At 49.9% G+C, this 14,854-nt stretch carries 14 protein-coding genes, 1 pseudogene and 1 riboswitch; of the genes and pseudogenes, 5 read left to right on the forward strand and 10 right to left on the reverse strand.

The genetic code is table 11. The annotated features are described in order from the left end of the window. Nucleotides 1–259 precede the first annotated feature (259 nt). Both metH and NSQ22_RS03925 read right to left on the reverse strand, forming a co-directional pair. On the reverse strand, nt 260–3,670 hold the full coding sequence (gene metH, locus NSQ22_RS03920; protein ID WP_029761419.1) for a methionine synthase: 3,411 nt from the start codon (nt 3,668–3,670) through the stop codon (nt 260–262). Next, nucleotides 3,663–5,513, reverse strand: coding sequence for a bifunctional homocysteine S-methyltransferase/methylenetetrahydrofolate reductase (locus tag NSQ22_RS03925; RefSeq protein ID WP_328191260.1), 1,851 nt, complete (start codon nt 5,511–5,513; stop codon nt 3,663–3,665). Before NSQ22_RS03925 ends, metH begins: the two co-directional genes overlap by 8 nt. Before the next feature lie 72 nt (nt 5,514–5,585). Then, nucleotides 5,586–5,687: riboswitch (SAM riboswitch) on the reverse strand. 620 nt (nt 5,688–6,307) lie between these two features. Here NSQ22_RS03925 and NSQ22_RS03930 point away from each other — a divergent pair. From NSQ22_RS03930 to NSQ22_RS03945, 4 genes are read left to right on the forward strand one after another with little or no spacing between them, the layout of a single operon-like run. Continuing rightward, entirely contained in the window at nt 6,308–7,399 is a 1,092-nt protein-coding gene (locus tag NSQ22_RS03930; RefSeq protein ID WP_051358533.1) for an ABC transporter ATP-binding protein, read from the forward strand. Next, on the forward strand, nt 7,369–8,175 hold the full coding sequence (locus NSQ22_RS03935) for an ABC transporter permease (protein ID WP_008879052.1): 807 nt from the start codon (nt 7,369–7,371) through the stop codon (nt 8,173–8,175). Before NSQ22_RS03930 ends, NSQ22_RS03935 begins: the two co-directional genes overlap by 31 nt. After that, complete coding sequence (locus NSQ22_RS03940) at nt 8,172–8,975, forward strand: ABC transporter permease (protein ID WP_008879051.1); 804 nt, start codon at nt 8,172–8,174, stop codon at nt 8,973–8,975. The genes NSQ22_RS03935 and NSQ22_RS03940 overlap by 4 nt, the downstream gene beginning before the upstream one ends. Then, nucleotides 8,976–10,049 (forward strand): ABC transporter substrate-binding protein, encoded by a 1,074-nt coding sequence (locus NSQ22_RS03945; RefSeq protein WP_029761831.1) that lies wholly within the window; start codon nt 8,976–8,978, stop codon nt 10,047–10,049. A gap of 67 nt (nt 10,050–10,116) precedes the next feature. On the opposite strand, the pseudogene NSQ22_RS03950 reads toward NSQ22_RS03945, so the two are convergent. After that, nucleotides 10,117–10,356: pseudogene (locus tag NSQ22_RS03950) on the reverse strand (DUF1572 family protein); the annotation flags it as partial. A gap of 167 nt (nt 10,357–10,523) precedes the next feature. Continuing rightward, a complete protein-coding gene (locus tag NSQ22_RS03955) occupies nt 10,524–10,730 on the reverse strand; it encodes a hypothetical protein (protein ID WP_008879049.1) in 207 nt (68 codons plus the stop codon). 176 nt (nt 10,731–10,906) lie between these two features. Here NSQ22_RS03955 and NSQ22_RS03960 point away from each other — a divergent pair, with 176 nt between their 5' ends. After that, nucleotides 10,907–11,062, forward strand: a complete 156-nt coding sequence (locus NSQ22_RS03960; protein WP_216361405.1) for a hypothetical protein — start codon at nt 10,907–10,909, stop codon at nt 11,060–11,062. A gap of 188 nt (nt 11,063–11,250) precedes the next feature. On the opposite strand, the gene NSQ22_RS03965 is transcribed toward NSQ22_RS03960, so the two are convergent. The 6 genes from NSQ22_RS03965 to NSQ22_RS03990 all read right to left on the reverse strand — a co-directional run bounded on the left by NSQ22_RS03965 (nt 11,251) and on the right by NSQ22_RS03990 (nt 14,844). Next, nucleotides 11,251–11,742 (reverse strand): YajQ family cyclic di-GMP-binding protein, encoded by a 492-nt coding sequence (locus NSQ22_RS03965; RefSeq protein WP_008879048.1) that lies wholly within the window; start codon nt 11,740–11,742, stop codon nt 11,251–11,253. Nucleotides 11,743–11,935: 193 nt separating this feature from the next. Then, complete coding sequence (locus NSQ22_RS03970; RefSeq protein ID WP_008879040.1) at nt 11,936–12,067, reverse strand: DUF3941 domain-containing protein; 132 nt, start codon at nt 12,065–12,067, stop codon at nt 11,936–11,938. 365 nt (nt 12,068–12,432) lie between these two features. Beyond that, a complete protein-coding gene (locus NSQ22_RS03975; protein WP_011886906.1) occupies nt 12,433–13,296 on the reverse strand; it encodes a DegV family protein in 864 nt (287 codons plus the stop codon). Nucleotides 13,297–13,470: 174 nt separating this feature from the next. Continuing rightward, nucleotides 13,471–13,671 (reverse strand): DUF3813 domain-containing protein, encoded by a 201-nt coding sequence (locus tag NSQ22_RS03980; protein ID WP_008879038.1) that lies wholly within the window; start codon nt 13,669–13,671, stop codon nt 13,471–13,473. A 2-nt stretch (nt 13,672–13,673) separates the two neighbouring features. Next, complete coding sequence (locus NSQ22_RS03985) at nt 13,674–13,826, reverse strand: hypothetical protein (protein WP_008879037.1); 153 nt, start codon at nt 13,824–13,826, stop codon at nt 13,674–13,676. A gap of 211 nt (nt 13,827–14,037) precedes the next feature. Next, a complete protein-coding gene (locus NSQ22_RS03990) occupies nt 14,038–14,844 on the reverse strand; it encodes a Cof-type HAD-IIB family hydrolase (RefSeq protein ID WP_011886907.1) in 807 nt (268 codons plus the stop codon). Nucleotides 14,845–14,854: the final 10 nt, after the last annotated feature.

Genomic DNA, 14,854 nt, shown 5'->3' on the forward strand with positions numbered 1-14,854 from the left:
GCCGGTAGTTTTCCGCCCGCGTTTCACTTCATATCGCGATTTCTTCAATCGATGGTTTATCATTTTCCGACAGAAGACTCCCTCTTCAATTTCGTACAGGGCGTAGGCCAGAAATCAGGGGGAGATGAATGGCAGTTGGTGATAAAACACTTATTCATGATTATAACAATTATAAAGATGATTGAGTCCATTGTCCGATGATCTGTTTGTCGTAAAAATAGGAAAACGAGCCGGCCGATTCAGCCAGCTCGTTTTCTGTTTATAACACATTGAAATACCTTGCTTCCGGATGGGCGAAGACAATTGCTGAGACAGATGCTTCCGGCTCCATCATATAGCCGTCAGTCAGACGGATACCGATATCTTCCGGGTGAAGGAGACGGAACAGTTTTTCTTGATCTTCCAAGTTCGGGCAGGCCGGATAGCCGAACGAGTAGCGCTGGCCTTGGTATTTGGCGGCGAAGCGCTCTTCCATCGTGAAGTCCGGGTCATCCGGGAAGCCCCAACGGTCGCGCATAATTTGGTGGATGCGTTCAGCGAACCCTTCGGCGATCTCGAGCGCCAATGCTTGGATGGCATGGCTTTTCAAAAATTCGCCTTCGTCTTTCCAGCGCTGGGCGAGTTCACGGATGCCGCCCCCGGCGGTGACAGCAAAGAAGCCGACATAGTCGATTTCCCCACTTTCTTTTGATTTCAAATAATCGGCAAGACAAAGGAACGGCGCCCGCGGCTGGCGCGGGAAGTCAAACGTCTCAAGCACGGTTTGCCGGTCGACAGGATCGTAAATATAAACGCGGTTACCGTCGCTTTGTGCCGGGAAAAAGCGATAGACGCCTGCGGGCTGAATCCAGCCGCGCTCCTGCACTTCAGCGAGCAATTCATCGACAACTGCTTTTAAGGCGAGCGCTTTTTCGTCTTTTTCTTCTAACAGCCGCTTCACTTTTCCTTTCAAACCGAGATGATGGCCGAGCACCATTTGCCAGTTGACGTACGGCAACACGTGCCCAAGCGGTACATCACGCAGCACGTGGCGGTCGAGGTCGGCTGGGATATAGACCGGGACATCGGTCGAGACGTTGGATTTGACAGCTGTGGCGGCACCAACCGCCCGTGCCGGTTCGTTCTCTACCCTTTCTTTTTTCATATAATCGATCGTACCTTGTTGGATTTGGTTGGCAAGGGCAAGCCCGTCCATGGCGTCTTTCGCGTACAAGACGATGCCATCATATTCCGGCGCGATTTTGTTTTCTGTAAACTTGCGCGTCAAAGCGGCGCCGCCGACTAAAATCGGGGTCGAAATGCCGGCTTGACGCAAATCTTGGGCGGTAACGACCATCTGTTGGGCGGATTTGACAAGCAAGCCTGATAGCCCGATAATGTCTGGCTCGTGTTGGCGCGCCGCCTCGATCAGTTGCTGCGGGGCGACTTTAATGCCAAGATCGACCACCTCGTAGCCATTGTTGCTTAAAATAATGTCGACTAAGTTTTTACCGATGTCATGCACATCACCTTTGACAGTGGCAAGCAGCACTTTTCCTTTTGTGCTTCCTTCTTTCTTTTCCATATATGGTTCTAAAAAGGCGACAGCCGCTTTCATCACTTCCGCACTTTGTAGGACTTCGGCGACGATGAGCTGGTTGTTGTTGAACAACCGTCCGACTTCGTCCATGCCGGCCATGAGCGGGCCGTTGATGATCGACAGCGGGTCGGAGTACGTTTCAAGTGCTTGTTCCAAATCAGGAATAAGCCCGTCTTTCGATCCCTCGATGACGTAGCGGGCGAGTCGCTCTTCCAAGCTCAAGTTCGTCTCTACCGGTTTGGCGGTTGTGATTTTGCTTCGGTAAAATTCGATAAATGCATTTAACGTTTCGTCACTTGTGTCAAACAGGAGCGCCTCGGCCATCCGCACTTCGTTTTCTGGAATCGAGGCGAATCGCTCAAGCTTCTCGGTGTTGACGATGGCATAATCCAAACCAGCTTGTGTGCAATGGTATAAAAAGACAGAGTTTAGCACTTCGCGCCCGGCTGGCGGCAAGCCGAACGAGACGTTGCTGATGCCGAGCATCGTTAAACAGTCAGGCAGCCGCTCTTTAATGAGACGGATGCCTTCGATCGTTTCTTTTGCTGCACCGATGTACTGCTCATCACCGGTGCCGACTGGAAAAACAAGCGGGTCGAAAATGATGTCTTGCGCCGGAACGCCGTAGCGGTTCACGAGCAAGTCATACGAGCGCAAGGCGATCTCAAGCTTTCGTTCGGCGGTGATGGCCATCCCTTGTTCATCGATCGTCCCGACGACAACGGCAGCGCCGTATTGGTGAAGCAGCGGTGCGATTTTCGCAAACCGCTCTTCGCCGTCTTCGAGGTTGATCGAGTTGATGATCGCTTTCCCTTGCGAATAGGTGAGAGCGCACTCGATGACGCGCTCATCGGTCGAGTCGATGACAAGCGGCACTTTCACTTTTTTGATCACGTGGCGGACGAATTGTTCCATATCGTACCGTTCGTCGCGGTCTGGGTCGGCAAGGCAAATGTCGATGACATGAGCACCGTTTTTTACTTGGGCGCGGGCGATTTCTGCCGCCTCTTCGTACTTGCCTTCGGCGATGAGACGCTTAAATTTGCGCGAGCCGATGACGTTCGTCCGTTCGCCGACAAAGAGCGGGCGCATCGTTTCATCGTACATGAGCGCCTCGATGCCGGAGACAGCGTGTATGTCAAACGAAGACGGGATGACTCGCGGCGGAAGATCGCGCACCGCTTCGGCAATGGCGCGAATATGGTCCGGTGTCGTGCCGCAACAACCGCCGACAATGTTGATCCAGCCTTTTTCAGCAAAACGGCGAATTTTCTCTGCCAACATGTCCGGCGTTTCATGGTAATGCCCTTCTTCGTCCGGCAGACCAGCATTTGGATAGCAGCTGACCGCTGTGTCGGCGAGCGTGGCGAGCGTGCGCAAATGGTCGGTCATAAATTCCGGACCGGTCGCGCAGTTTAAGCCGACAGCGATCGGATTCATATGGCGGATGGAGATGAAAAACGAATCGATCGCCTGCCCGGCAAGCGTCGTGCCCATCGGTTCAATCGTTCCAGAAATCATAAGCGGTACGCGGCGGCCGACGGCTTCAAACGCTTTGGAAATGCCGATGAATCCCGCTTTGACGTTCAGTGTATCTTGGCACGTTTCCAAAAGTAGAAGGTCGACACCGCCTAACAATAGTCCGCGTGCCTGTTCTTCATAGGCGGTAACAAGTTCGTCAAACGTCGCTCCGCCCGTCACTGATAACGTCTTTGTCGTCGGTCCCATCGAGCCGGCGACAAAACGCGGCCAGTCCGGCGTCGAGAACAATTCGGCCGCTTGTTTCGCCAGTTTCGCGGCCTCGATGTTCAGTTCGAGCGCTAAATGCCCAAGGCCGTATTCGTCAAGCACGATGCGTGTCGCCCCGAACGTGTTCGTTTCGATTATGTCGGCGCCAGCTTCCAAGTACGCTTCATGAATATGGCGGATGACATGCGGGGCGGTGAGGGTCAAATATTCGTTGCACCCTTCGTACGCCTCGCCGCCAAAATCAGATGCTGATAGGTTGGCGCTTTGGATCATCGTCCCCATGGCGCCGTCGATGACAAGAATTTTTCGCTGTAGTTGCTGTTCTAAGGTGATGTTAGCCATGAACAACCTTCCTTTCTTTGGCGGCCGCTTCTTTTTCGTGAATGTAGCGGATGAGCTCAACCGTCATGTCATAACGCAAAAACGGCGTAATTAAATAAATGCCGTTAAACAAGTCGAATGCAGCGTCAATAAGCGCTTTGGCGATGGCAATTCCTTCGCGCGTTGCCTCGACTGGGTCGTTGCCGCACGCCGCCATGCGGGCGCGAATCTCATCGGAAAGCGTAATGCCCGGCACTTCATGATGCAAAAAGTCGGCGTTGCGCGCGCTCACAAGCGGCATAATGCCGATGTAGATCGGTGTGTGAAGATGCTTCGTCGCTTCGTACACCTCAACGATTTTCTCTTCTGAATAAACAGGTTGGGTCAAGAAATAATGAGCGCCGCATTGAATTTTTTTCTCCATGCGTTCAACGGCTTTATCTAAATGGCGGACGTTCGGATTGAACGCTGCGCCGATTGAGAAGTTCGTTTTTTGCCCGAGCGGTTTGCCGGAGTACGACAGTCCTTCGTTAAACTGGCTGATTAAGCGGATTAAGTCGAATGATGATAAATCATACACCGATGTTGCTCCAGGAAAGTCACCGATTTTCGATGGGTCGCCGGTAATAGCGAGCACATCGGTAATGCCGAGCGTATGCAACCCCATTAAATGCGACTGCAAGCCGATCAAGTTGCGGTCACGGCACGTAATATGGATGAGTGGACGGACGCCGAGTTGTTCTTTCACGATTGAGCCGACCGCGACGTTGCTGATGCGCGGCGTGGCGAGCGAGTTGTCAGCGAGCGTTAGTGCATCAATGCCGGCATCATGGAGCGCTTTGGCTCCGACGAGAAACTTGTCAATACCTAATTGTTTTGGCGGGTCGAGCTCAACGATCACCGAGCGGCGCGTGCGGGCTAATTCTGAAAGCGGCGTTACTGCCGACGGGTTGTCGGCTTGCACTGATACTGACACGGCACGCCGTTTTACCGTTTTTTTCGTCACGGGTTTCCGGTCTTGAAGCGCCCGAGCCATCGCTTCAATATGTTTTGGCGTCGTGCCGCAGCACCCGCCGATTAAGCGCACCCCTTGGTCACGAAACGCTTTAGCCGTTTCCTCGAAATATTCGGCATTTGTCTCATAGACGAGCCGACCGTCGCGGTAGTCGGGGAGGCTCGCGTTCGGGTACGCCGATAAAAAGGCGCGCGTTGGCAGCGGTACTTCTTCCAGCGACTGAAGCATATGGTAAGGCCCGAGCCGACAGTTCAGCCCGACAACATCGGCGCCAAGCGCTTCTAAGCGTGCGAGGGCATCAGCGAGCGGCGTGCCGTCTTGCAAGACGCCAACTTCATGAAGCGATACGTGGGCGATGATCGGTAAGGTTGTCTCTTTGCGGGCGATGGTGAGCACCGTCTCTAACTCTTCTAAATCGTAATACGTCTCAAGCAGCACGCCGTCCACGCCCTCAGCAAGCAAGACAAACAGCTGCTCGCGGAACGTCCGCTTCACTTCCTCAAGCGGCACAGCGCTTTTGTTCAATGTGCGCAGTCCGCCGATTGTTCCGAGTACGTGCGTCCGCCCGTTCGCCGCTTGCTTGGCGAGCCGCACCGCCGCCCGGTTGATGGACGGCACCTCGTCCTCAAGGCCGTAGCGGGCGAGTTTTACATAGTTGGCGCCGTATGTATTCGTCTGGATGACATCAGCGCCCGCCGCGATATATGCCTCGTGAATATGGACGATTTCTTCTGGTTTTGATAGATTCAATTCTTCAAAACAACGGTCAATACCATGGGAATATAGAAGCGTCCCCATCGCCCCGTCAGCGATCAGCACGCGTTGTTTTAACTCATCAAGCAATCCCACGTTCCGATCCCCCCGTTTCTCCGTAAATAAAAAGAAAAAAGCCTTCTAAGAAGAAGACTTGTCATTCGCTTCTTCTTATCTTCCAGGCTTCCGCCTGTCTGGATTTAGCACCTTGGCCGCGGCCAGGTTGCTGAGGGTTCACCGGGCCAGTCCCTCCCCCTCTCTTGATAAGAATGTTTGTATGAAGTTGTTGGGCAATGTTCTGACTATTACTCTATAATTTAGCGCATTTTCTGAAATTGTTCAATACAGTAAAGAGGGAAAATTGAAAAAAATGAGGCGAAGGGAAGGGGAGTTTGGAGGAGGATCATCGTAATGAAAGGTGTTGCTAACATGTATGAACATCTGTCTATGGAAGAAGTGCAGGATCGCTGAATCTTTGTTTTTTCGCTCGTCATGTTGAATGCTATTTTGACAGTTGTCTTCCTTCGGCGAAAGCACTTAGGAGTGGTTGTTCATTTTCTGTTGCTCTCTGTCGCAGTCGCCTTAGCGTTGAGGGGTATCATGTTTGACTTTATTGATGTGCAGGCATCGGAATCAATCTTCTTTCTGCTTGGCAAGGCGGGAATATCGGTGAAGAGTGGGATGAGGAGTTTGCTAGTTGAAATCGCAAAGCTTTCAAGGCGATATGAACCATGGGAAGCCCGTCATTCCAAGTTGAGGGGGGGGTTCTGTTGCTTTTGTTCTCCCTTATTGATTTTTACTAATGCCCGTCATGATTTTTCCATTGCCCTTTTGTCATTCATATGTTCTAATTAGGAATGATGGAAATGGAAAGGGTAGGGGGTGCAAAGGTGAGCAGACAAGAAATCATCCGCTTTGACCATGTGACAAAAGAATATGATGGGACAGCGGTATTGGATGATGTTAGTTTTGAGATGGAGAGAGGAAAGTTTTATACATTACTTGGGCCGTCGGGATGCGGGAAGACGACGATTTTGCGGCTGATTGCCGGGTTTATTGAGCCAACTGATGGCACCGTTTATTTCCATGGGAAGCCGATGAATGACGTCCCACCAAACAAGCGGCAAGTCAATACAGTGTTTCAAGATTATGCTTTGTTTCCGCATTTGGACGTATTTGAAAATGTCGCCTTTGGCTTGCGCATAAAAAAGATGAAAGAAGCCGACATTCGCCAAAAGGTGAGTGAAGCGCTCCGGTTTGTCAACTTGGAAGGGTATGAGCGCCGGCGCATTCAAGAAATGTCCGGCGGCCAACGTCAGCGCGTTGCGATTGCGCGGGCGATCGTGAATGAGCCGGAAGTGCTGCTTTTGGATGAGCCGCTATCGGCCTTGGATTTGAAGCTGCGCACGGAAATGCAGTACGAGTTGCGGGAGCTGCAGCGCCGATTGGGAATCACGTTTGTGTTCGTCACGCATGATCAAGAGGAAGCATTGGCTATGTCGGATTATATATTCGTTTTGAATAAAGGGAAAATCCAGCAGTTCGGTACACCAAAAGAGATTTACGATGAACCAGTCAATCGGTTTGTCGCCGATTTTATTGGGGAATCGAACATTTTATCGGGGCGCATGATCGAAGATTTTCTTGTCGAGTTTGCCGGACAGCGTTTCGTTTGTGTTGATCATGGTTTTGCGCCTAATGAACCGGTCGACGTTGTCATCCGACCGGAAGATTTGGAACTTGTGGCGCCGAAAGATGGTCAGATCGTCATTCGTGTCGATTCGCTGCTCTTTCGCGGTGTTCATTATGAAATTTGCGGCTACGATGAAAACGGCAACGAATGGCTTGTTCATTCGACAAGAAGAGCAGAAGTGGGGGAAACGGTCGGTCTCCGGTTTGAACCAGAGGCGATTCATGTCATGCAAGTCGAGAGGGAGAAAGGAGACGTAGAATGGAACGGGCATGGCGGAACTGGTATTTGATCCCCTACGTCGTATGGCTTGTTTTGTTTGTTATCGCACCGATCGTGTTTTTAGTGTATGAATCGTTTTTGGATATCGATGGGCAGTGGACGATAGCCAATTATGAAAAAGTGCTGACGCCCATTTATTTGAAAATGATGGCTTATTCATTCTGGTACGCATTTTTAATTACCCTTGTATCATTATTGATCGGTTATCCAACTGCCTATTGGTTGACAAAAACAAAGCATAAACAGCTATGGCTGTTGTTGCTCATTTTGCCGATGTGGGTGAATTTGTTGTTGAAAGTATATGCGTTTTTAGGATTGTTCGGCACGTACGGGTTGGCCAACGCCTTCTTGCAAGCGATCGGCATCGGAGCGCGGCAGCTGTTGTTTACTGATTTCAGCTTTGTGTTCGTCTCGGTGTATATTTTTATTCCGTTTATGGTGCTGCCAATTTTTAATGCGTTAGAAGAATTGCCGCCGACCTTGATTGATGCTGCCCGCGATTTGGGCGCTTCGGCGTGGACAACGTTTCGCCGTGTCGTTTTCCCGCTGACGCTTGGCGGGGTGAAAGCCGGCTGCCAAGCGGTGTTTATCCCCGCGTTGTCGTTGTTTATGATTACGCGTCTTGTTGCGGGCAATCGCGTCATTACGCTTGGTACCGCCATTGAACAGCATTTTCTCGTCACCCAAGATTGGGGGATGGGGGCAACGATTGCCGTTGTGTTAATGATCGCGATGGCGATCATTGTCTTCTTGACAGGAAGCGGAAGGAAAGAGGGAAGTCGATGAAACGTACACATCGGTGGGGGCGCTTATATTTGCTGGTTGTGTTTGCTATTATGTACACGCCGATTGGGTACTTGATGTATTATTCGTTCAACAGCGGCGGGACAATGCACGATTTTCAATCATTCACGTTGGAATGGTATCGCGAGGTATTGTCAGATGATCGATTGTTGATCATCGTGCTCAATACGATTGTCGTCGCTTTGTTGTCAGCGGCAGTCGCGACGATTTTGGGCGTCATCGGGGCATTGGCCATTTATTATGTCAAGCGGCAACGGACGAAACATACCCTTCTCGCCCTCAACAACGTGCTGATTGTCAGTCCGGATGTCATTATCGGTGCTTCGTTTTTATTGCTGTTTACGCTGGCTGGCATTAAGCTGGGGTTTACGTCCGTGCTGTTGTCCCATATCGCCTTTAGCGTGCCAATTGTCGTATTGATGGTGTTGCCAAAACTCGAGGAAATGAGTCCGACGTTAATCGATGCGGCGCGCGATTTGGGAGCAGGGCCGTGGCAAGTGCTGTCGGGCGTTGTACTTCCGTTTTTGACGCCGAGCATATGGGCCGGATTTTTTATGGCGCTCACCTATTCGCTTGATGATTTTGCCGTGACATTTTTTGTCACCGGAAACGGCTTCTCGACGTTATCGGTAGAAATTTATTCACGGGCGCGCCAAGGCATTTCCTTATCAATCAATGCGCTGTCGACATTGCTGTTTTTGTTTACGATGTTGCTTGTCGTCGGCTATTACGTGCTCAGCCAAAAAGGCGGGAGAATGTATGGGATAGGGGGGCGGAAGTAGGTGAAACGGCTTGTTCAAGGATTTGCTGCTATATTCATCGCCGCGTTCGCCCTCATGTTCATGACCCAGCAGCTGAACGAAGCGGAAGGATATGGAGGCGACAAGACGGTCAGTGTGTACAACTGGGGCGATTACATCGACCCTGCGCTTATCCGGAAGTTTGAAAAAGAAACCGGCTGGAAAGTGATTTACGAAACGTTCGATTCGAACGAGGCGATGATGGCGAAAATTGCTCAAGGCGGCGCGACGTTTGATGTTGCCGTTCCGTCCGATTACGCCATCAGCAAAATGATTGAGGAAAACTTGCTCTTGCCGCTTGACCATAACAAGCTGCCGAATTTGAAATATATCGAACCGCGGTTTCTCGACTTGTCGTTTGATCCGCATAACCGGTATTCGGTGCCGTATTTTTGGGGGACGGTTGGCATTGTCTACAACCGCGAGATGCTTGGCGGCAAAACGATCACCGACTGGAACGATTTATGGGATCCAAGCTTGCGTAATCAAATTTTGCTTGTCGATGGGGCGCGTGAAGTGATGGGGATGGCATTAAACAGCCTCGGCTATTCGCTCAATGATACGAACAAGCATCATCTGCGAGAGGCAAAACAAAAGCTCGACCGGCTCATGCCGAATGTGAAGGCCATTGTTGGCGACGAAATCAAGCTGCTTCTCGTCAATGAAGAGGCGGCCATCGGTGTCGTCTGGTCGGGCGATGCGGCGGAAATCATTGCCGAAAACGACAAGCTCGATTATGTCGTGCCCGAAGAAGGATCCAACTTATGGTTTGACAATATGGTAATTCCAAAAACGGCGAAAAACATCGAGGGAGCGCACGCGTTTATCAATTTTATGCTTGATCCAAAACATGCGGCACAAAACGCTGAGTATGTCGGCTATTCGACGCCGAATAAAGCGGCGCTTCGCTATTTACCGAAAGACATCGCCAACGACCAGCGTTTTTATCCGGATTTAGATTCGGTCGGACGTTTGGAAGTGTATGAAAACTTAGGAAAGCGCATGCTTGCCTACTACAATGAGCTGTTTTTGGAGTTTAAGATGCATCAAAAGTAAACAATCACCGGATGAGCGAGTGCGTGTCTAGAAAAACTCGACACGCGCTCGCTTTTTGTTGAAAAAGTTAGTGCTTTCTTTTTCTCGGGATCGTCAGTGTCTTCCAGTGATCGGCGTTTAGCTGTTTCGCGATATAGACGATTTGTCCGATATGATACGAATAATAATACATTTGCCGCTCAATTGCTTCGATGACGGAATGGGGTTTGACGCGGATCGTGACCGTCCGCAACAAGTCCGTTGCTTGCAGTTCGTTCAGCGTTTGAAAGAAAGCAGACCATCCCTTTTCCCAGTAAGCTTCTATCTTACCATACAACCATAAAAAAGCAATATATAGTACGATTTTTTAAAAAACATACTATATAATGTGTTTCGGGTAGCTGTTTTTTTATTTTGTCAAGCAGAAAAAACAATAGAAAACAGGGAAAAAGGGAGAAAAAATTCCTTATTCATTGAAGATCTTTTTTAAACCGTTTAACTATTAGCTTTTATTTCATTTTCTAACTCTTCAATTTCTAAATGCCATTTATCTCGTGTACTATACAAAATTTCGCATACTAATTTTGAAAAGGAGTCTTTATTTTGATTTATCTCTTGCTCTAACTGTTTTAAATCCGCTTTTAATTTTTCAACTACTTCTTTTTTTTCGTCGATAGATATATATTCGTAAATTTTTTTCATGAATACCACTCTCGTTTCTACCCGAAGAATTGATCAGAGTTAATTTAATGATTTCTCCCTTACCATATTCACTATAATAATCCAAGTAAAGAAAATAACTCCTTTTTGCTACGTCTGCGCACTACTGGAAAATCTGGTACGCCACCACGCAAAACGTCGCTGCTTCGAATATGACGATGGCCGCCCCAGCGCGAATCGCGCTCGTCGCTTCAACACTCGGCCGCCCTAGCGCGGAAGGAGAAACGATGCGCCTTGTCGGGCCGATTGTCGGTGTGGCGCTGGTGATTATCGTTCTTGGCGTGCTTATCGGGAGAGCAGCGGCGGGAATGTAGAGGTCGCCTGCTTACTTCAGTCCCTGATATCATATGATCGGTTTTTGCTCTAATTCCAAGATAAGCTGCTCTTTTCCCTTGCTATAAGAATCCATATCATAAGCGAACTTGCCGGCTAGCTTCTCTTTCAAAATTCCTATCGTTCTGCTTGTAAAACAAAAAGCGGATGGGAGGTTTGCCTCATCCGCTTATCGATAATTCACAAACTGCACATCAATCGGCAAATCCGCTTCGCGAATGGCGGCGATCACCTTTTGCAAGTCATCTTTGCTTTTGCCGCTGACGCGAATTTGATCGTCTTGCACTTGGCTTTTTACCTTTAAGCCGGTGCTTTTAATGATCGTATTGATCTTCTTCGCATTATCTTTGTCGATCCCTTGGACAAGCTTGGCGCGCTGGCGTACCGTGCCACCCGAGGCCGGCTCAATTTTGCCGTATTGGATGTTTTTCGTCGCCACCCCACGCTTAATGAGCTTGCCAATCAGAACGTCCTTCAACTGTTCAAGCTTAAACTCGTCGTCGGAGATGAGAACGAGCTCATCTTTCTCTAGGGAAATGTCGCTTTTGCTTCCTTTGAAATCATAGCGCGTTTTAATTTCTTTCATGGCGATGTTGATGGCGTTGGTCACCTCGGCCAAATCAACTTTCGAGACGATATCAAATGAGCTTTCTTTCGCCATAATAAACCTCCCGGGCGTGTGATGTACTTTCATTATAGAAAAAGGTGGGAGGAAAGACAACCATAATCAAAGGAGGGAGAAGATAGGTTGCATCTTTTAGCCGGAAGAGGTCAGCATGTAGTTTCATGCGGAAAGTGGGGGAGGGGAGAAATATGAAAAAAGGCGGTGTTTCGGCCGCCTTTTATCATTTTGCTTATAAATGATCCGTCTTCTTCGAATACGCGAATTTCCCGGCTTCGCGATTTTTTTCGCGCATCATGTTTTTCTCATGGCGCTTCGCTTGGTTGTCGCGTGCTTTTTTGTCGTTGTCGCTTGTGTTTGGCATGGACAGCCCTCCTTAAATTCCGATCATGTGCCATTAGTATGCAGCAAGTCAACATGAAATATCACGGAAAGGGGGAAGGGAGTTTATGGAAGAGCACCTTGAGAATTTCCATGAGGGGATAGGGATTTGAATAGTCACACCTTCTTGAACCGGGGGCGATAAACGCCAGTAAGGTGCTTGCCCATAAAGGCTTAGGAGATCCAAGTCGGCATCCGCGCGAAGGAATAGGAAAAGCTCGTGCACAAGAGCGTCTTGGATGTCATTTAGACGGCGGAAAGCTTAGAAGGTTCTCGAGATTAACTGCGGTGAAAAGAACAGGCGCCCATGTTGTGCAGGCGCCTGTGTGTTGTTCGACGGGAACGTCGTCAGATTTCAATGGATTTATTCAGAAAAAACAAAGCGATCGTCCCCGGTCCGGCGTGGGCGCCGATGGCGCTGCCGATGTCGGAGAGGAAAAAGCGTGTACAGCCGTACGTTTCTTCGATCATTCGCTTCAGCTCAAGCGCCGTTTCTTCGTCATCGGCATGGCTGATGCCGATCATTTGTTTTTGCAAATCATCGCCGCGTTCGCCCATTAGTTCGACCATTCGTTTCAACACTTTTTTTCGCCCACGCAGCTTTTCGAGCGGGATGAGGGCTCCGTCTTCAACATGGAGGAGCGGTTTAATATTGAGTAAACCTCCAAAGGCGGCGGCGGTTTTGCTGATGCGGCCGCCGCGCGCCAAGTATTCGAGATTGTCGACGGTGAAAATGTGTTCCATATGGCGGCAGTACGCCTCAATTGTTTCGCAAAGCAAGTTGTATGGGGTGTTTTTTTCAGCCAGCTCGACCGCTTTTATGACGGCGAGCCCTTGGCCAAGCGAAGCGCATTTTGAGTCGATGACCGTCAGGCGAAACTCAGGATATTCCTCAAGGAGTTCGCTGCGGACGGCCATGGCAGTCTGGTATGTACCGGATAATCTCGATGAAAAGGCGATGTACAGGCATGGCCGGTTTTCTTTGGCGTATGGCAAAAACAGCTCCTTCATTGCCAGTGGACTCGGCTGTGACGTTTTCATTGCATGGCCTTGGCGCATGGCGTCGTACACTTGTTTCGGTTCGATCGTCACACCGTCTTCGTAGTCTTGGCCGTCCCAATGGACGACAAGCGGCAAAAAGGCGATTTGATGCTCGTGAAGATAAGATTGCGGCAAATCTGCACCGCTGTCGGTAATGATTTGAATGGACATTGTTTGTCCTCCTCTTTTCTCCTTCCGTGTTCCGTGCGTCCGCATCGGATGAACGAGCGGTTTTCGCAGGGGAACAACGATTGATGTCTCTATGTTCAGTGTAGCGGTTTTGAGCCCGGAATACAATGGAAAATCGGCCACGAACAAAAAAGAGCTGCGGGAATCCCGCAGCCGTTATTGAGTGAGCTCGTCAAGCTCAGCTTGAAATTGACGCAACTGCGCTTTTTCGGCCGTATTGGAATGCGCGTAAGCTGAAGACAAGGCGTTTTTGGCGATGGCGATGGCGCGGTCGACGCTCATATCGATCTCGCCGTTGGCTGCTTGTTTCGCTTGCGCAACGGCTTTACGCGCCTCTTGAAATAAACGGTTACCCATCGCTATGCGCCCCCAAGCGACGTTTCTACCGCTTGTTCCGCTTTCCGCGCTTCCGCTTCGGCGTACGTCAAATGGTAAGGGATTCGTTTGTCATGTCGTTCGACTGCGTCGACACTTTGCTGGATAAAACGCTTTGATTTGTTCCGTTTGCCCATGACGGATTCCCCCTTTAAAAAATGAAGACGCACGTTGCGTCACGTATAGTGTAACCGCGGACAGGGAACAGTAGTAAGGAAATTCATTACAAACAGCCGTTGGTCACTGTCAAACGGCTTTGTGCGTCAGGAAGGTCCACAGTCGGTGAGAAGCAGAAAGAAAGCAGTAGGGAGGCTTGTGAAACCTCCCGTGGTGAGATGGATGGAATAGCTATAGGCCTAGAACGTCTTGCAAATATACACCGATGCCATCTTCTTCATTCGTTGTTGTCACATCGTCAGCCACTGTTTTCAATGGTTCGATGGCGTTGCCCATGGCGACGCCAAGCCCAGCCCAATCAATCATTTCTAAATCATTGTCTTCATCACCAAAAGCAATGACGCGTTCCCTCGGGATGCCGAAGTAATCGGCGACTTGTTTTAAGCCGGCGGCTTTATGGACGCCGTGGCGGATGATTTCAATGACGTGCCAAGGTTCATTCCAACGCCGATGGTGCAACACATTGGCATATACATTGGATAAATGGGATCGGATTTGTTCGATATGCTCACGGTCTGTATAAACGAGCACGCTCGTCGGGTCTTTGCCGAGCGAGCGGCGCAAATCGCCGATTTCCACGGTTGGGTTACCGAGACGGATGATGTCGAGCAAGACGTCGTCATGTTCGTGAGAATAGACGTCGTCCATCACTTCTGCCAAAATGTTTTTGATTCGATACGTTTCCCCGAGTTCGACAATGTCTTTAACGACAGGCAATGGCAACGGAAAATGGCGCATTCCCCATGACGGTTGGCGCGGGTGGTGAACAAACGCACCGTTGAAATTGACAATCGGTGTGGTGAGGTTCAGTTCCTCGTAATACATGCGGCTCGCCCGATACGGCCGGCCGGTGGCGATAACGACCAAATGGCCAGCGTCGATCGCGCGGCGAATCACATCCTTTGTAAATGGGGAAATCGTCTTATCTTCTTTCAACAACGTCCCATCAAGATCTAAGGCGATTAAATATTGTTTCATTACGCTCTCC

This window comes from Geobacillus sp. FSL K6-3411 (genome assembly GCF_037965715.1).
Classification (GTDB): domain Bacteria; phylum Bacillota; class Bacilli; order Bacillales; family Anoxybacillaceae; genus Geobacillus; species Geobacillus thermodenitrificans.